Below are 16,869 nucleotides of genomic sequence, written 5' to 3'. Positions count from 1 at the left end.
AGTGATTTTTCTTTATATATTATTTTCCTAAAACAAATTCAGCAACTTCGTCTAAGATCATTTCTTTACCTAGTGGGAAGTATCCTTTGTTTAGGTCTTCATTGCTAATTGTGAATACGTGATTATTTTTAACAGCGTTCATATTTTTCCAAATTGATTCTTCTTGGAATTCTTTTAGACGCTGAGAACCGTCACCAGTTGTAAATACGAATAAATAATCTGGGTTGTAATCGATTAAAGCTTCTTTTTGCACTTGTACTAGCGGTTTATCAGTTGGTGTACCTTTAACTGCTGGTAACTTTAAGTCATTAAAGATTACGCTACCGTAACCGTAGTCACCGTATACGCGGAAAGCATTTGGATATGCAGCCATTTTCATGAATGTTGCATCGCCAGTTTTAGCAACGATTTTGTCATGTAATTTGCTTGCTTTTTCATCATACTGTTTGAACCATTCTTTTGTTTCTTTCTCTTTACCGAAGATTTGACCTACTTCTTCGAATTTTGGACGCCATTGGTCTAATGGTGTTTTTAACATAACTGTTGGTGCAATTTTAGATAATTGATCATAAATCTTTTCTTGACGATTGTTTACAAGAATTAAGTCTGGTTTTGCAGCAGCTACTGCTTCGATGTTAATTTTATCGCCCCAAGCAGAACCAACTGGTTTTACACCTTCTAATTTCTTCGCAATATGTCCATCAATTTTTTCTTGTGTTGTATTTGCAGTAATAATCGGTTTCATACCGAAAATTAATAATTCTTCTGTTGAACCACTAAGGTCAGCAATTTTCTTTGGATTTGCAGGAATTTTAATTTCCCCTTTTGCATGTTGTACAGTGCGCTCTTCAACCTTCGCATCTGCTTTCTTTTCTTCTTCTTTGTTAGAACAAGCTGCAAATAGTACAGAAGTAACAACTAGTACCATTGCTAATAGTGCCATTTTAAAATTCTTCATATTCCCACTTCACTCCTTCTAGCTGTATTTCTCTTATAATTCGCATGTAACTATAAGAAACGAAAACAACATTTAATTAATATATTTTTATTAATTGTTGTTTATAGCCCGTTCTAACGGGCGTTCAACTTCCCATCTACGGGTAAGAAGCTCAACGTCCATTAGAAGTCCCCCCTCTCACCTCTTTAAGAGGGGGCAATTCTATTAATTATGCTTTTTTACGCAATTGATTATTAATCATCGCTAAATCGTATGTTAAACAAATTGGTTTACAGTTTACTGGACATGGAACGATTTGAGCTTCGATTTCAAATACATTTCGAAGCGTTTCACTTGTCATAACTTCATCTGGCGTTCCTTGTTTCATTAACTTCCCAGCTTTTAATGCAATCATATGATCAGAGAAACGAGAAGCATGATTTAAATCGTGAATAACCATAACAATCGTTCTGCCTTCTTCTTTGTTTAACTTCTTCAGTAAGTTTAATACTTCAAGTTGATGAGCCATGTCTAAGTATGTTGTTGGTTCATCTAACACGAGTAAATCTGTTCCTTGTGCAAGAGCCATCGCAATCCATACACGTTGACGCTGACCACCTGATAAAGCTTCTGCTGGACGATTTGCGAATTCTGTCATCCCCGTCACTTCAAGTGCCCAATGAATGTAGCGATAATCCTCTTCTTTCAATGTTCCAAATCCTTTTTGATGAGGAAAACGTCCATATGAAACAAGTTCAAACACAGTAAGGCCTGTTGGCACTTCTGCAGTTTGTGGTAAAATCGCCATTTTCTTTGCGATTTCTTTCGTTGGCTGTTTCTCAATTGCTTTTCCATCAAGATAAACAGTACCTCGTTTTGCTTTCAAAATACGAGAAGCCGTTTTTAGTAATGTGGATTTCCCACAACCATTTGGTCCAATAATCGTTGTAATTTGCCCTTCCGGAATTTCAACTGTTAATCCATCTATAATTAACCCTTCATTATAACCAACAGATACCGCATCAACTGCTAAAGTTGCCATACAAAAAGCCTCCCTTTATTTTGTCCTCATAAGTAAATATATGAAATATGGTGCGCCAATTACAGAAATAACAAGACCGACCGGTATTTCTGAAGTTGGTAACACACTTCTTGAAATTACATCTGCAAATAAAAGCAAGAATGTTCCTATTAATGCAGCCGTTGGTAACATAATTTGATGCTTTCCACCAACAAGGCTTCTCGCTAAATGAGGCGCCATTAAACCGATAAAACCGATTCCGCCTGCCACCGCAACAGATGCACCTGCTAAACAAACTGCAATAAATAATAGTTTACGTCTTTCCTTTTCTACGTTTACACCAAGGCCAACTGCTGTAGAGTCGCCTAAATTCATTACATTTAATATGTGTGCTTTACTAATGGCAAGTGGTAAGAAAATAACCATCCATGGGAGTACACTTAGTACGAACTTCCAATCTGTTCCCCATAAACTTCCTGCCAGCCAAATCGTTGCAAAACGGAAGTCGTTAGATGTCATCTTCATAGAAAAAATTAAACTAACAGCACCAAATCCGGCTGCAACAGCGATACCGACAAGTATTAATCGAGTCGATGAAACGCCGTCTTTCCATGCTAGTAAATAAATAATAACTGCTGCTAATATCGCACCAACTAGCGCGAAAAATGGAAGGATAAATACAGATAAAAATGTACCAGTTCCAACTTTTCCAAAGAAAAAGTAGACGAATACAACAACTGTTAATCCCGCTCCGGCGTTAATACCTATAATACCTGGATCAGCAAGTGGGTTTCGTGATAACCCTTGCAAAATTGCACCTGACATAGCTAATGCAGAACCAACTAATATAGCAATAACCATACGTGGCATACGAAATTCAAATAAAATAACAGATTGATCTTCTGCACCCAATCCAACTAGTGACTTTAATACATCTATTGGAGGAATTTTAAATGTTCCTGTATTTAAACTTACTAAAAATACAGCAACAATTAATCCTACTAAAATCGTTAAAATAGAAATGTTCTTTTTTGTTAAGACGCTCGTCCTCACATTTTCCCTCTCCCTTCGTTACGTGCTAAGTAGAGGAAGAATGGCACCCCAATTAGCGCTGTAATTGCTCCAATTGGCGTTTCAAATGGTGGATTAATAACGCGAGATAACATATCTGCACATTCAATTAGCAATCCACCTAAGACCGCAGAACATGGAATAACCCATCTATAATCTGAGCCTACAAGGAAACGAGTCATATGCGGAATTACAAGTCCAACAAATCCAACTGATCCTGCCATAGAAACCGCAGAACCTGTTAATACAAGAACAAGTACTGTTCCGATAAATTTAATTAATGTCGTATTTTGACCAAGTCCAATCGCAATTTCTTCACCAAAGCTTAAAATTGTGATATATCTCGACATCATAATTGCTATAACGAGACAAACAAGACCAATCGGTACTAACATATTAATACTTTGCCATTTCACCCCAGCAACACCGCCTGCATTCCACATACTTACCTCTTGGGCAAGGTTGAAATACAATGCAATTCCAGATGAAATTGCCCCTAATAAAGCACTAATTGCCGCACCAGCTAAAGCTAATTTCACAGGCGTTAATCCACCTGGTGAAGAAGACCCAATACCATATACAATGCTAGCTCCAAACGCAGCTCCAATAAAAGATGCGATAACAAACATTAAATAAGGTGAATTAGGGAAGAATGCATACATAATTGCAATCCCGAATACAGCACCATCTGTAATCCCCATTAACGATGGCGATGCAAGTGGATTTCGTGTCATACCTTGCATAATTGCTCCTGATACCGCTAAAAAGGCACCTGCAACTACGCCCCCTATTGCTCTAGGCATGCGAAGTTCTTGAATTACGTTATGATGCGTATTAGACCCATCAAACTGAAATACAGCTTGCCAAACGGTCTTTAAACTAATATCTGCTGCACCAAACGAAATAGAAACTGCCATGCTTAAAGCTAACAAAATTGTGCCCGCTATTAAAATAATAGAAGCAACGAGTGGTCTGCTCTTAATCTCTTTAACATTCACATCTTGCTGTTCTATACTCCTTGCGCTTGCTTCCATCCCTCAACCATCCTAACCAACAACATATATTTAATAAAATGAAATTTATTCTCAAATAATAATAAAAAAATTAGGTGAATTGACCTTTTCATGATAATGATTATCAGAATCAGACACTTTCTATTCTACCTAGTGCTTTAAAAGGCTGTCAACCATTATTTTGAAATACGAACCCACACAAAATCCGCATTTAATATCACATCTCGTTTTATAAACATAAAAAAAGAAGAGTAATCTGTTCACTCTTCTTTTTCTTACTTATTTAATTTTGCTTCAATTTTTACAATTAATTCGTCTTCTGTTGGAGCCGCAACTGGACGATTATTTACAAATGCGAATGATTTTTTACGACCAGGGCCACAGTAAGACTGACATGCAACCTCAATCTTTGCACATGAATCTACTTTTTTTAACTTCGGAATCAACGTTTTAACATTCGTCGCCTGACAATCATCGCACACACGAAATTCGTTTCCCATTATATATAACACTTCCTCTATTTTAAACTTTTCACAAGTACATTTAAAAATAAACACTAAATGGTATTTTACCGCTCTTTGAAGCTTGTTGCAAGTCTCCGGGCGTAGCTCTATTCCTGTATAAGGCTACCTATTATTTATATTTTCTCCTTCAAAATCTTTCATCATTCATAGCCACATTTTTTCTCTTCATTGAAATCTACCATATTTTTAAAAGCTTTGTATAAAAGCTCATTTTTTTGCCCATTATAAAAATAGGAAGTTCATAAAAAGAAAGGGAGTTGAATCTATGAAAGTAAGACAAGATGCTTGGACAGACGAGGACGATTTATTACTTGCTGAAACAGTCCTTCGCCATGTTCGAGAAGGAAGTACTCAATTAAATGCATTTGAAGAAGTTGGTGATCAATTAAATCGCACATCTGCTGCTTGTGGTTTCCGCTGGAATGCTGTTGTTCGCTATAGCTATGAACAAGCTCTTCAACTAGCAAAAAAACATCGTAAAGATAAAATGCGTGCTGCGGGCGGTGAACAGGCAAAAAAACGTTTGCTTTATACACCACCAGCTTCCGGGGCGATAACTGATTATGAAGAACACGTACCGTATGAAACAGCTGTTCAATATACAGAAGCTATTCCATATCAAGAGCCGACTGTTCCTGCTTCAAAAAGTTCAATAACAATGCAAGATGTTATTTACTTTTTACAAACAGTTGGATCTTCAAATATAAAAGTAACAGCTCTTGAAAACGAGAATACGAGATTGAAACAAGAAATGAAAGCGCAAATCTTGCGAAATGAAGAACTAGAAAAGAAACTAGAAAAATTAGAACAACAATCTCATACTGTACAAGAGGATTACGAAACACTTATGAATATTATGAACCGTGCTCGTAAATTAGCAGTAATGGATGATGAGGAGCGCTCACAAACATCTTTCCGCATGGATCGAAACGGTAACTTAGAAAAAATTGCAGAATAAAAAGGATGCATGCAATGCATCCTTTTTGTTTTTTCATTTCCAAACCCCCACTGATTAAAGTTTCACTTTATATCCGAGAAAACCCCTTTCTTCATTTTTTGCTATAATAGGGGTTGTCATTTTATCCCGCTATTTGCGGGCAGTAAGATTCCCACCTCAATATTTAGCTGAATCAAAGAAGTTAGGTGGGAAATCCACTGCCCGTAAATGCCCGATTAGTTCAACTAATAATCAGTGGGGGATGAACAGCCCCCCACTGATTAAAGTTTCACTTTATAGATAAGGGGTTAGTTATATGAGCAATTCCCGTTCGATTTTATCTCAGCCAGAGTGGCGTATTGTAGATCAGTCTAGTTTAGGACCAACATTCCATGCACTTCAGTCATTCGCAATGGATGACACGTTATGCACAAGTATTGGAAATGGCCTATCTGCTGCAACAATGCGCTCTTGGGTTCATCACAATACAATTGTTCTTGGCATTCAAGATTCACGCCTACCACATTTAGAAGAAGGTATTTCCTTTTTAAAAGAACACGACTTCAACGTTATCGTTCGTAATTCTGGTGGACTTGCGGTCGTACTTGATGAAGGTGTTTTAAACGTATCACTTTTATTCCAAGAAACAGAAAAAGGTATCGACATCGATCTTGGATACGATACGATGTGGCATTTAATTAAGGAAATGTTAAAAGATTACGATGTTACTATCGAGGCAAAAGAAATTGTTGGTTCTTATTGTCCTGGTAGCTATGATTTGAGCATTCGCGATCAAAAATTTGCTGGTATTTCTCAGCGTCGTATTCGCGGAGGCGTTGCTGTACAAATTTACTTATGTGCGACAGGAAGCGGATCTGAGCGCGCCGCACTCGTTCGTGATTTTTACAACGTAGCGATTCAAGGAGAAGAAACACGATTTACGTATCCTGAAATTGTACCGAGTACAATGGCTTCACTATCTGAATTACTTGGCGAAACAATTACAGTGCAAGATTTAATGATGCGCCTTTTAAAAACATTGCAACAATTCGCTCCAAAGTTAACACCATCTCAGCTAACAGTAGATGAAGTTCCTTTATACGAGACGAATTTACAACGTATTATTGATCGTAATAATAAAGCACTTGTCTTAGAAAAATAAAAAAGACCACCCTCATTTCAAAAGAAATAGGGTGGTCTTTTTTCATATTAATTCACTATAGAATTAAAGTGCTTGAGCTGCTGTAATTAAAGCTAACTTGTACACTTCTTCTTCGTTACATCCACGAGATAGATCATTTACAGGCATGTTTAAACCTTGTAAGATTGGTCCTACTGCTTCGAAGTTACCTAAGCGTTGAGCGATTTTGTAGCCGATATTACCAGCTTCTAGGCTTGGGAATACGAATACGTTAGCATCACCTTTAATTGTAGAACCTGGAGCTTTCTTCTCAGCTACAGATGGTACGAACGCAGCATCGAATTGGAATTCTCCATCTAAAGTTAATTCAGGAGCCATTTCTTTTGCAATGCGAGTTGCTTCTACAACTTTTTCTGTTTCTGGAGATTTCGCAGAACCTTTTGTAGAGAAGCTTAGCATAGCAACGCGTGGGTCAATGCCGAATAATTCAGCAGTTTTCGCACTTTCGATACCAATTTCAGCTAAATCTTGGCTGTTTGGTGCAATGTTAATTGCGCAATCAGCGAATACATATTTCTCTTCTTCACGTACCATGATGAATACGCCTGAAGTTTTTGTAACGCCTGGTTTTGTTTTAATAATTTGAAGTGCTGGACGAACTGTATCAGCTGTAGAGTGAGCTGCACCACTTACTAAACCTTGTGCTTTGCCCATGTATACAAGCATTGTACCGAAGTAGTTTTCGTCTTTAAGGATTTTGCGAGCATCTTCTTCTGTTGCTTTACCTTTACGGCGTTCAACGAAAGATGCTACCATTGCATCCATTTCTTCGTATGTAGCTGGGTCGTAAATATCAACGCCTGCTAATGTTAAATTCATGCTAGCAGCTTTTGCGCTAATTTCTTCTTTATTACCAACTAAGATTGGTTTTACTAACTCTTCTTTTGCTAAACGCTCTGCAGCGCCTAAAATTCTTTCATCAGTTCCTTCAGGAAGTACGATAGAAATGCCTTTTCCTTGAACTTTTTCTTTTACTGTTGTAAATAAGTTGCTCACGAATAAACCCTCCTACTTATGTTAAAAAACTCTATCTTTAAGAATACTGCTTTTCCTCTCTATTTTAAACTTATAGCTCCCAAAAAATAGATAAAATGAAAATGATTATATTTTCATAAAATTCAGCCGGAAAATAAAGCCTACTTAAGCCTTATTTTCTCCCGTTTTTCAGTAAATATAAAGTGAAACTTTAATTAGTGGGGGGAGGTTCATCCCCCACTGATTATTAGCCTTCACCAATCGGGCATTTACGGGCAGCCCGACTCCCACCTAACTTCTTTGCTACAGCTGAATTTTGAGTTGGGAGTTTTACTGCCCGGCAAATAGCGGGATAAATGTGACAGTTTTATGCACCGAAACTTTATGTAGATGTTTTTAACCCTATATATGCTATAGTTAACGTGTAAAATATCATTAACTGAGGTGAATAGAATGAGTGAAGCAACAACAACGTTAGATGGCTGGTATTGTTTACATGATTTACGTTCTATTGATTGGGCAGCATGGAAAACATTATCTAGTGACGAACGCGGACAAGCAGTGTCTGAATTTTTAAATGTCGTTGAAAAATGGAATGAAGTAGCTACTGCAAAAAAAGGCAGTCATGCAATGTATACAGTTGTTGGTCAAAAAGCAGATATTATGCTTATGATCTTACGTCCAACAATGGAAGAGTTAAATGAAATCGAAACAGAATTAAATAAAACAACATTAGCTGAATATTTAGTTCCTGCATATTCTTACGTATCTGTTGTTGAACTAAGCAACTATCTTCCAGCTGATGAAGACCCATACCAAAACCCACAAGTCTTAGCTCGCTTATATCCTGAGTTACCGAAAGCAAATCACATTTGCTTCTATCCAATGGATAAGCGTCGCCAAGGTAATGATAACTGGTATATGCTTCCTATGGATGAACGTAAGAAACTTATGTACAGTCATAGCAAAATCGGTCGCCAGTACGCAGGTAAAGTGCGCCAAGTTATTTCAGGATCAGTCGGATTTGACGATTTTGAGTGGGGCGTAACATTATTTGCTGACGATGTTCTTCAATTTAAAAAACTTATATATGAAATGCGCTTCGATGAAGTAAGTGCTCGCTACGGTGAATTTGGAACATTCTTTGTCGGAAACATTTTACCAAGTGAAAAAGTAACAACATTTTTACACATATAATATAAAAAAGGAACGAAATTCGTTCCTTTTTTTATTACCCTCTACATTTACCTGCAAAAACCTTTTTTTCTCTGCAAATTTGAACAAAAATCGACAAATCCCTTACAAAATTGTAACCTTTCTATATCCAAATTCATGCTAAAATAGTACGAGCTATATGCTAATAACGATGCGAAGGTGATAATGTATATGAAGAAAATCTTGTCTATTTCACTATTGTTTCTATTGTCATTTTCTTCCTTAGGAGTAACAACATCCCATGCGGAAGAAAAAATACATATAGAGGCAGCTGCTGCACTTCTATTTGATGCAGATACAGGAAAAATACTGCATGAACAAAATCCAGATGAATTACTAGCTATCGCTAGTATGTCAAAATTAATTGTTGTTTATGCCGTATTAGAAGCAATTAAAGAAGGAAAAATCACTTGGGATACGAAAGTAAACATTTCTGATTACGCTTATGAAGTTTCACGTAATAATGAATTCTCTAACGTACCGTTCGAAAAGGGACGCCAATATACTGTAAGAGAATTATATCATTCTATCGTTATCTTCTCTGCGAATGGATCTAGTATTGCTTTAGCAGAATTACTTGCAGGAAGTGAAAAGAACTTCTTAAATCTTGCAAATGAACATGCGAAAAAACTAGGGTTAAAGAAATATAAATTTGTAAACGCTACTGGGTTAAACAACGCTGATTTAAAAGGAAAACATCCTGAAGGAACTGATCCGAATGGAGAAAACTCCATGTCAGCTCGCGATATGGGTATTCTTTCAAAAACAATTATTACAAAGTATCCAGAAATGCTAGAGGATACAAAACAAAGATTTAGAAACTTCCCAGATAATCATCCGAAACCAATTCGTATGGAAAATTGGAACTGGATGTTACCAGGTGCTGCTTTCTCTTATGAAGGAGCAGATGGTTTAAAAACAGGAAGTTCTGATACCGCTGGATATGGATTCACCATTACAGCAAAACGCGGTGATTTACGTCTTATTTCTGTTATTATTAAAACGAAATCAATGGACGAACGTTTCACAGAATCTCGCGCATTAATTGAATATGGATTTAATAACTTCGAAAAACAGAAATTAAAAGTAGATAAAAATAATAAAATTTCTGTAGTAAAAGGAAAAGAAGACTACGTAACAGTTGCACCCGAAAAAGAAGTGACAGTAGTTACTGCAAAAGGTAGCAAATCACCTTACAAAATTTCAGCTGAAGCAGATAAATCACTTGCTGAAAATGGGCATTTAGTTGCCCCTATTAAGAAAGATGCAAAAGTAGGTTCAATCGTCTTAGAATCAACTGATAAATACGGTTTCTTAGATGGAAATAAAAGTATGAAAGTTGCTGCAAAAACGACAGAAGAAATAGAAAAGGCAAATTGGTTCGTGTTAACAATGCGCTCCGTCGGTGACTTCTTCTCAAACTTATGGTCTAAAGTATTTTAATGATAAAAAAGCTAGCGTGGGCTAGCTTTTTTTCTTTTTCTCTCAAAATGTAAAACTTCGTTTGGTTGTCATATCTGAGTCCTTTTTCTCATACGTATGAACTAGTAATTGTTCCACACTTCATCTAGAAAAAACCTCTTTCCAAAGGGTATTCCAAAAAGAGAGGTGACACATAATGGGTGTTATCGCGCATACAGAAGAAGATGTAAAGTTATTAGCTAGACTCATGCGTGCCGAAGCTGAAGGAGAAGGACAACAAGGCATGCTAATGGTTGGAAATGTCGGTGTAAATCGTGTCCGTGGGGATTGCTTAGACTTTAAAAAAGTACGGAACTTACGTCAGATGGTTTACCAAAATCCTGGCGGTTTTGAGGCAACCCAAAAAGGGTATTTTTATCAACGAGCAAGAGAACAAGATATTGCCTTAGCAAGGCGAACAATTCAGGGGCAACGTTTTTGGCCTGCTAACTTTTCCTTATGGTTTTTTAGGCCTGAAGGTCCTTGTCCGCCAACTTGGTATAACCAACAAAACTCTGGACGTTTTAAGAAGCACTGCTTCTTCCAACCATCTGGTGAGGATTGTCCAGGCGTATATTAGGGAAAAATGAGGAGGGATTTTTGAATGGCACAGCAACAAAACCCGTATTATGGAACAGGTTTTTATCAACCATCCGGAACTTACGTACAACCGCAACAAATGACCCCACAACAACAGCAGCAACAACAACAGCAGCAAGCAATGCAACAACAAGTCACACAAGCTCAACTTGCAGTTTCTCAAGGGATGTTGCCAATAGAGCAATCGTATATTGAAAACATCCTTCGTTTAAACAAGGGTAAGCCAGCTACAGTTGTAATGACTTATGAACGTGGTAGTTCGCTTGGTACACAATCTTATACAGGGATCATCGAGGCAGCTGGCCGTGATCATATCGTTATTAGTGAACCGAAATCTGGAAAGCGCTATTTGCTACTAATGATTTACTTAGATTATGTAGAATTCCCAGGAGAAATTACGTATTTACCTAGTCAACAAGCAACTTACGCTCCAAGACCATAAAAAAAGCTGGCAAATGCCAGCTTTTGTTTTTTATAACCCTTTTACAACTGCAGTTCCGACTAAAATCCACGCCACAATAAACGCTACACCACCAAGAGGTGTAATTGGGCCAAAGAACTTAATCCCTGTTGTACTTAACGCATAAAGGCTACCTGAGAACATAATTATCCCAGCTACCATAAGCCAACCTGCAGTACTTAAAAGTGATGATTGCATTTTGTCCATTAATAAAGCAACTACGAATAAGCCACCTGCATGAAACATTTGATATGTAACGCCCGTCTTCCACACTTCTAACATTTTTGCAGAAATTTTATTTTCTAAACCATGTGCTCCAAAAGCCCCTAACGCAACAGATAGCCCCGCTGCAATACAACCTAGTAAAAAGAAAATTTTCATCTTAATTCCCCTTTTTTACCTTTATCATAAGCAATTTTTACATATAAGCCAAACGATTTAATTCTTAAAAATCAAATAAAGAATTACCATTTGCACCTTCTTCTTTTATATACACAGGTTCTCCAGAAACCGGCATAACTGGTTGAACTGTTGTTATAGGCTGCGATCCAATTACTTGCGATTGAATTTGCGGCTCTCTATACGTAGAAGATTCAACCTGTTCATCTAACAATAAATCGCATAAAGCACGTACAACTAATAAATGATCTTTTGATTTTTGTCCTTCACTACTTTTTGCCTTTGCAATTTCATTTGCCATTTTATTCAAAATCTTATCGCTCGATATTTGCATTCCTTATCACCTCGTACTTTGTAGTTCTTTCTCAAATTGCCCCAGCTTCTCTACTGAACCAAATACTATTATCATATCATGTTCTTGCAATTTTTCCTGCCCCGTCGGATTATGTATAATATCCCCATTTCTCAAAATCGCTAAAATTGTTACATCAAATTGATTTCTCACATCACTCTCTAGTAATGATTTATTGACTAAGATAGAATCGTTCCCGACTGAAATTTCTTCAATTACAAATGATTGCTCTATTCCATACAATACTGTATCAATATAATGAACTGTTAACGGATTCGCAATACCTTTTGCAATATGAATGCCTGCCATACTAGATGGATTAATAACCTTATTTGCACCAGCGCGCCGTAATTTTTCTTCTGTTTCTGGCTTTTCAGCTCTTGCTACAATTTTAATTGCATCATTAAGCCCTCTTGCCGTTAATGTAATAAATACATTTTCAGCATCGTTTGCTACGATAGCAACTAGACCGGCAGCCTTCGAAATTCCGGCATTATGTAACACTTGATCTTCAGTTGCATCTCCATGTACATATAGAAGCTTTTCCTGTTCGAATATACTTTCATCTTTATCCACAACTACAAATGGGATTTTCTTTTCCTGTAATTCATGTACCACTTGAAGCCCTACTCTTCCGCAACCACATACTATAATATGCTTTTGTAACTGTGCTATTTGTTTATCCATCTTCTTCCTCCGCACTGCATGAAATAAGTTACCCTCAATGATCATAGCTGCTACTACCCCCATTGCATACGTAACGATACCGACGCCAACAGGTATAATAAGGAGCGCAAAAAATTTCCCTGCCTGTGTTACAGGCACTACATCACCATATCCAACCGTTAATACAGTAATCATCGTCATCCAAAATGCTTGAAACAAGCTAATCTCTTCAATTGTCATAAATCCTAGCGTCCCTAGAATTACAACAAAAGTCATACATATAACTGCTATCCATAATTGCTTACGTGCATTCATATTATGTTTCAACTCTTTTCTCTATCTACAATCTTTGCCAAAGGAAATGAAATACCTATATACTAGAAACGGAATCTATGAAAGAGGTTGATATAATGAAGCTATTTCTTTCTGCCTTACAATGGGCACTATTTATTTTAGCTGGAAGTCTTATTGTACCAATTAGTGTCGCAACTAGTTACGGCCTTGATGGCACTGAAGCTATCGCGTTTGTACAAAGAACATTATTTGTTCTCGGATTTGCCGGTCTCTTGCAAGCTATATTTGGGCATAAACTTCCTATTCAAGAGGGTCCCGCAGGCCTTTGGTGGGGAATTTTCTCTCTTTATGCAAGTTTAGGCGTCGTATTATTTGGATCAAGCAATGAAACACTTAAGGTCCTTCAGTACGCTTTCTTACTAAGCGGAATTATTTGTATTATTCTTAGTGTTTTTGGACTTATTGATAAACTAGTTCGCTACTTTACACCTACAGTAATTGGAACGTATTTATTCCTTCTTGTCGCACAACTTAGTGGCTCCTTCTTAAAAGGCATGTTTGGCCTTGATGGACAACATACAGAAGTACAGCCAAAGATATTTATTCTATCACTCATTGTTATTTTACTATCTTTTTTCATTATGAAGCTACCTATTATTGGACAATATTCCGTTCTTTTCAGTATCGTCTGCGGCTGGATATTATTCGCGTGCTTCGGATTATCTAATCCAGTAACACCTGTGGCAGATATAATTCGTCTTCCGTCTCTATTTGTTTTCGGAATGCCTCGCATTGAATGGAACATGGCAATTACGGTAGTTTTCGTCACACTATTACTTCTAACAAATATGTTAGCAAGTATTCGCGTTGTACAAAAGGTTGTTTCTAAATATGAAGAAGGTGCCGCGGAGAATCGCTTCAAACAAGCTGGCATTATAACAGGAATAAATCAATTACTAGGTGGTCTGTTTTCAGCCATTGGTCCTGTTGCCATTTCTGGATCAGCAGGGTTTATTGCAACGACAAATATTTATAAACGCCTCCCATTTATGTTAGGGTCAAGCTTTATCATTCTTGTTAGTATATTCCCAAAGATTACTTCATTCTTTGCAGCAATCCCCGTCGCAGTTGGATATGCTGCGATTTACCCTGTATTTGCAAGCATGATCGGTCTCGCTTTTCGCGAATATGACACTGTACAAAATAAAGAACAATTATTTAAAGTAGCAGGCCTTTCAATCTTTACAGGAATCGGAGTTATGTTTGTTCCAGCCGGGGCATTTTCTACGCTACCGCCATTTTTAGCTTCATTTTTAAGTAACGGTCTCGTTCTTGGATCTGTAATGGCTATCTTGCTGGAAATACTATTTTCTCGTTCGCACGAAAAACAACTATCGTAAATTGGAAAACTTCCATTATTGCACTCTACCTTTAGAGTTGTTACGATAATGATAAAGTGAAACTTTAATCAGTGGGGTTTTTGTTCATCCCCACTGATTATTAGCCCACACCAATCGGGCGTTAGCGGGATAAATTATCATGGGCAACGCGCTCATGATAATTTATACTAACAATGCAGAACTTCTCCTAATTTCATGTAAAGAGGTTCGATGTCTTACTATATATTCCCCAATATCTTCATAAAAATTTATTTCTATTCCAACAAAGAAAGGAATTTTCTATATGACTTATAAAATGATTGTTTTAGATTTAGATGATACTTTATTACGCGATGACCATACCATTTCACCTCGTACGAAAGAGGCTTTAATGACAGCACAAGAGCAAGGGGTTAAAGTTGTACTTGCTTCTGGGCGTCCAACGTTCGCAATGCGCGCAATTGCAAAAGAATTACATTTAGAAGAATACGGTAGTTTTATTCTTTCATTTAATGGTGCAAAAATAATTAACTGTAAAACAGATGAAGAATTATTTAGTAGTACATTATCCCCTGAAATCGTTCACAGCTTATACGATATTAGTAAAGAAGAAAATGTATGGATTCACACATATATTAGTGACGATATTATCACTGAAGAGAATAACTCTTATACAGAAATTGAAGGTCAAATTACTGGTATGCCAATCATAGAAGTAAATAACCTGAAAGAAGCTGTACAACAACCCGTTGTAAAAGTACTAATGGTAGAGAATCCAGAACACTTACAAACTGTAGAAGCAAAACTACAAAAACAACTAGAAGGCCAATTAAGCGTTATGCGTTCAAAACCATTCTTCTTAGAATTTACCGAGCATGGTGTTACGAAAGGAACGAGCCTAAACCAACTCATCCAAACACTTGGCATTAAGCGTGAAGAAGTTATCGCAATGGGCGATAGCTATAACGACCAAGCGATGATTGAATTTGCTGGTCTTGGCGTTGCAATGGGCAATGCACCAGATGATATTAAAGAAATTGCGAACTACGTGACAGATACAAATATGAACGATGGTGTTGCAAAAGTTGTAGAGAAATTCGTTTTAAAAACGGAAGTACTTGTTTAATATTTTCATTCATAAAACCTATTTGAAGTCAAATACTTCAAATAGGTTTTTATTTAAATTACAATGCTTTTGTGACTATATTTTGAACTTTGCACTATTCTCGTAGTGTAAACTTTCTTTTTGTATATAATGGAATAAAATAGACTATTTTATTTTGAAAAAGAATACAAATTTACTATATACAAGCATACGTTAAAGGAGGATACTTCATGTTATCTACACCAATCGGACGATTAAGAGCAATCGGCTTAGTTGAGGGGATTTCTTTCCTATTACTATTATTTGTAGCAATGCCATTAAAATATTTCGCGGGGTTTGCAACAGCCGTTAAAATTACAGGTATGGCTCACGGAGTTCTATTTATACTATTTATCTTTGCGGTAATTCAAGTAACAATCGTACACCGTAAATCAATGTTATGGGCACTTGGCGCACTTGCTGCATCAGTTATCCCATTTGGTACTTTTGTACTAGATGCAAAACTAAAAAATGAACAGTAATAGTAAAAAGGTAGTTAACAATTGTTAACTACCTTTTTTGCGTTTATATATTTGGAATTTCCCAATCAATTTCTCTCCCGCCCATATTAGATAAAATCGTATTTACTTTAGAATACGGTTTACTGCCAAAGAAACCACGTCTTGCTGATAACGGACTCGGATGTACAGACTCAATAATATGGTGATTCGTATTCGTAATGAGCTTCTTCTTCGCCTGTGCATGGCGTCCCCATAATATAAAAATAACTGGCTTTTCACGTTCATTTAATAGCTCAATTACGCGATCCGTGAAATGTTCCCACCCTTTTCCTTTATGAGAATTTGCTTCACCTTGTCGCACTGTTAATACAGTATTTAATAACAATACTCCTTGCTCCGCCCATTTTACTAAATAACCGTTATTCGGAATTTCATAACCGTATTCATCTCGAAGTTCTTTATACATATTTAGCAATGACGGTGGCGTTTTTATACCAGGTTGTACAGAAAAACTTAAACCATGTGCTTGATTCGGCCCATGATATGGGTCTTGTCCTAAAATAACGACCTTTGTATTTTCATAACTTGTATACTGAAGAGCGTTAAAAATATCTTCTTTCTTTGGATAAATCACATGCTCCTCATACTCTTCTTTTAAAAATTCAGCTAAAGCTTGATAGTATTCTTTCTCAAATTCTGGCCCCAATAATGGTCCCCAATCATTCTGCAAAATGTTTTCCACGCCTTCACTTCCTATCC

Annotated in this window: 19 protein-coding genes; 9 read left to right on the top strand and 10 right to left on the bottom strand. The window is 36.8% G+C overall.

All coding sequences use genetic code 11. The features are described 5' to 3' along the window. Positions 1-19 precede the first annotated feature (19 nt). The 5 genes from KI356_RS11805 to KI356_RS11785 all read right to left on the bottom strand — a co-directional run bounded on the left by KI356_RS11805 (position 20) and on the right by KI356_RS11785 (position 4,542). A complete protein-coding gene (locus KI356_RS11805) occupies positions 20-958 on the bottom strand; it encodes an ABC transporter substrate-binding protein (protein ID WP_002123703.1) in 939 nt (312 codons plus the stop codon). A gap of 208 nt (positions 959-1,166) precedes the next feature. Next, entirely contained in the window at positions 1,167-1,979 is an 813-nt protein-coding gene (locus tag KI356_RS11800) for an ABC transporter ATP-binding protein (protein WP_000212073.1), read from the bottom strand. A 15-nt stretch (positions 1,980-1,994) separates the two neighbouring features. Continuing rightward, on the bottom strand, positions 1,995-3,011 hold the full coding sequence (locus tag KI356_RS11795) for a FecCD family ABC transporter permease (RefSeq protein WP_002123700.1): 1,017 nt from the start codon (positions 3,009-3,011) through the stop codon (positions 1,995-1,997). After that, the gene (locus tag KI356_RS11790; RefSeq protein ID WP_128283012.1) at positions 3,008-4,063 is read right to left on the bottom strand and encodes a FecCD family ABC transporter permease; all 1,056 of its coding nucleotides are present in this window, start codon (positions 4,061-4,063) and stop codon (positions 3,008-3,010) included. Before KI356_RS11790 ends, KI356_RS11795 begins: the two co-directional genes overlap by 4 nt. A gap of 254 nt (positions 4,064-4,317) precedes the next feature. Then, positions 4,318-4,542 (bottom strand): YuzB family protein, encoded by a 225-nt coding sequence (locus KI356_RS11785; RefSeq protein ID WP_073517724.1) that lies wholly within the window; start codon positions 4,540-4,542, stop codon positions 4,318-4,320. A gap of 289 nt (positions 4,543-4,831) precedes the next feature. Between KI356_RS11785 and KI356_RS11780 the strand changes: the two genes are divergently transcribed. Together KI356_RS11780 and lipL are read left to right on the top strand one after the other, a co-directional pair. Further along, the gene (locus KI356_RS11780; RefSeq protein WP_212935498.1) at positions 4,832-5,524 is read left to right on the top strand and encodes an RsfA family transcriptional regulator; all 693 of its coding nucleotides are present in this window, start codon (positions 4,832-4,834) and stop codon (positions 5,522-5,524) included. A 295-nt stretch (positions 5,525-5,819) separates the two neighbouring features. Further along, entirely contained in the window at positions 5,820-6,665 is an 846-nt protein-coding gene (gene lipL / locus KI356_RS11775) for an octanoyl-[GcvH]:protein N-octanoyltransferase (protein WP_128283014.1), read from the top strand. A gap of 63 nt (positions 6,666-6,728) precedes the next feature. On the opposite strand, the gene pta is transcribed toward lipL, so the two are convergent. Then, on the bottom strand, positions 6,729-7,700 hold the full coding sequence (gene pta / locus KI356_RS11770; RefSeq protein ID WP_000067219.1) for a phosphate acetyltransferase: 972 nt from the start codon (positions 7,698-7,700) through the stop codon (positions 6,729-6,731). A gap of 432 nt (positions 7,701-8,132) precedes the next feature. Between pta and hemQ the strand changes: the two genes are divergently transcribed. The 4 genes from hemQ (at position 8,133) to gerQ (ending at position 11,397) form a co-directional block, all read left to right on the top strand. Further along, positions 8,133-8,876, top strand: a complete 744-nt coding sequence (gene hemQ / locus KI356_RS11765) for a hydrogen peroxide-dependent heme synthase (protein ID WP_002113124.1) — start codon at positions 8,133-8,135, stop codon at positions 8,874-8,876. 183 nt (positions 8,877-9,059) lie between these two features. Then, a complete protein-coding gene (locus tag KI356_RS11760; protein ID WP_212935497.1) occupies positions 9,060-10,337 on the top strand; it encodes a serine hydrolase in 1,278 nt (425 codons plus the stop codon). A 175-nt stretch (positions 10,338-10,512) separates the two neighbouring features. Next, the gene (gene cwlJ / locus KI356_RS11755; RefSeq protein WP_002068596.1) at positions 10,513-10,935 is read left to right on the top strand and encodes a cell wall hydrolase CwlJ; all 423 of its coding nucleotides are present in this window, start codon (positions 10,513-10,515) and stop codon (positions 10,933-10,935) included. Positions 10,936-10,959: 24 nt separating this feature from the next. After that, positions 10,960-11,397: a spore coat protein GerQ gene (gene gerQ, locus KI356_RS11750; protein ID WP_128283017.1), complete on the top strand. Its 438-nt coding sequence runs from the start codon at positions 10,960-10,962 to the stop codon at positions 11,395-11,397. A 30-nt stretch (positions 11,398-11,427) separates the two neighbouring features. On the opposite strand, the gene KI356_RS11745 is transcribed toward gerQ, so the two are convergent. The 3 genes from KI356_RS11745 to KI356_RS11735 all read right to left on the bottom strand — a co-directional run bounded on the left by KI356_RS11745 (position 11,428) and on the right by KI356_RS11735 (position 13,147). Then, entirely contained in the window at positions 11,428-11,796 is a 369-nt protein-coding gene (locus KI356_RS11745; RefSeq protein WP_002016371.1) for a DUF423 domain-containing protein, read from the bottom strand. Positions 11,797-11,860: 64 nt separating this feature from the next. Then, complete coding sequence (locus KI356_RS11740; protein WP_002123688.1) at positions 11,861-12,148, bottom strand: YwdI family protein; 288 nt, start codon at positions 12,146-12,148, stop codon at positions 11,861-11,863. Positions 12,149-12,154: 6 nt separating this feature from the next. Continuing rightward, positions 12,155-13,147 (bottom strand): potassium channel family protein, encoded by a 993-nt coding sequence (locus tag KI356_RS11735; protein ID WP_002123687.1) that lies wholly within the window; start codon positions 13,145-13,147, stop codon positions 12,155-12,157. A 95-nt stretch (positions 13,148-13,242) separates the two neighbouring features. Between KI356_RS11735 and KI356_RS11730 the strand changes: the two genes are divergently transcribed. The 3 genes from KI356_RS11730 (at position 13,243) to KI356_RS11720 (ending at position 16,131) form a co-directional block, all read left to right on the top strand. Further along, on the top strand, positions 13,243-14,526 hold the full coding sequence (locus tag KI356_RS11730) for a purine/pyrimidine permease (RefSeq protein WP_128283018.1): 1,284 nt from the start codon (positions 13,243-13,245) through the stop codon (positions 14,524-14,526). A 283-nt stretch (positions 14,527-14,809) separates the two neighbouring features. Further along, the gene (locus tag KI356_RS11725; protein WP_212935496.1) at positions 14,810-15,631 is read left to right on the top strand and encodes a Cof-type HAD-IIB family hydrolase; all 822 of its coding nucleotides are present in this window, start codon (positions 14,810-14,812) and stop codon (positions 15,629-15,631) included. Positions 15,632-15,840: 209 nt separating this feature from the next. Next, on the top strand, positions 15,841-16,131 hold the full coding sequence (locus KI356_RS11720; protein ID WP_128283020.1) for a DUF3817 domain-containing protein: 291 nt from the start codon (positions 15,841-15,843) through the stop codon (positions 16,129-16,131). Between the two features lie 43 nt (positions 16,132-16,174). Here KI356_RS11720 and KI356_RS11715 read toward each other — a convergent pair whose 3' ends face one another. Further along, positions 16,175-16,852, bottom strand: coding sequence for a uracil-DNA glycosylase (locus KI356_RS11715; protein ID WP_212935495.1), 678 nt, complete (start codon positions 16,850-16,852; stop codon positions 16,175-16,177). Between the last annotated feature and the right edge of the window lie 17 nt (positions 16,853-16,869).

The sequence above is a fragment of the Bacillus hominis genome (genome assembly GCF_018332515.1).
GTDB classification, from domain to species: domain Bacteria; phylum Bacillota; class Bacilli; order Bacillales; family Bacillaceae_G; genus Bacillus_A; species Bacillus_A hominis.
Note: the sequence above shows the minus strand (reverse complement) of the source record. Positions and strands in the feature narration are given on the sequence as shown.

Excerpts from the sequence above, each read along its gene's own strand:
- KI356_RS11805 (WP_002123703.1), bottom strand. The coding sequence starts at position 958 with ATGAAGAATTTTAAAATGGCACTATTAGCAATGGTACTAGTTGTTACT.
- KI356_RS11800 (WP_000212073.1), bottom strand. The coding sequence starts at position 1,979 with ATGGCAACTTTAGCAGTTGATGCGGTATCTGTTGGTTATAATGAAGGG.
- KI356_RS11790 (WP_128283012.1), bottom strand. The coding sequence starts at position 4,063 with ATGGAAGCAAGCGCAAGGAGTATAGAACAGCAAGATGTGAATGTTAAA.
- KI356_RS11785 (WP_073517724.1), bottom strand. The coding sequence starts at position 4,542 with ATGGGAAACGAATTTCGTGTGTGCGATGATTGTCAGGCGACGAATGTT.
- KI356_RS11780 (WP_212935498.1), top strand. The coding sequence starts at position 4,832 with ATGAAAGTAAGACAAGATGCTTGGACAGACGAGGACGATTTATTACTT.
- lipL (WP_128283014.1), top strand. The coding sequence starts at position 5,820 with ATGAGCAATTCCCGTTCGATTTTATCTCAGCCAGAGTGGCGTATTGTA.
- hemQ (WP_002113124.1), top strand. The coding sequence starts at position 8,133 with ATGAGTGAAGCAACAACAACGTTAGATGGCTGGTATTGTTTACATGAT.
- KI356_RS11760 (WP_212935497.1), top strand. The coding sequence starts at position 9,060 with ATGTATATGAAGAAAATCTTGTCTATTTCACTATTGTTTCTATTGTCA.
- cwlJ (WP_002068596.1), top strand. The coding sequence starts at position 10,513 with ATGGGTGTTATCGCGCATACAGAAGAAGATGTAAAGTTATTAGCTAGA.
- gerQ (WP_128283017.1), top strand. The coding sequence starts at position 10,960 with ATGGCACAGCAACAAAACCCGTATTATGGAACAGGTTTTTATCAACCA.
- KI356_RS11745 (WP_002016371.1), bottom strand. The coding sequence starts at position 11,796 with ATGAAAATTTTCTTTTTACTAGGTTGTATTGCAGCGGGGCTATCTGTT.
- KI356_RS11740 (WP_002123688.1), bottom strand. The coding sequence starts at position 12,148 with ATGCAAATATCGAGCGATAAGATTTTGAATAAAATGGCAAATGAAATT.
- KI356_RS11735 (WP_002123687.1), bottom strand. The coding sequence starts at position 13,147 with ATGAATGCACGTAAGCAATTATGGATAGCAGTTATATGTATGACTTTT.
- KI356_RS11730 (WP_128283018.1), top strand. The coding sequence starts at position 13,243 with ATGAAGCTATTTCTTTCTGCCTTACAATGGGCACTATTTATTTTAGCT.
- KI356_RS11725 (WP_212935496.1), top strand. The coding sequence starts at position 14,810 with ATGACTTATAAAATGATTGTTTTAGATTTAGATGATACTTTATTACGC.
- KI356_RS11720 (WP_128283020.1), top strand. The coding sequence starts at position 15,841 with ATGTTATCTACACCAATCGGACGATTAAGAGCAATCGGCTTAGTTGAG.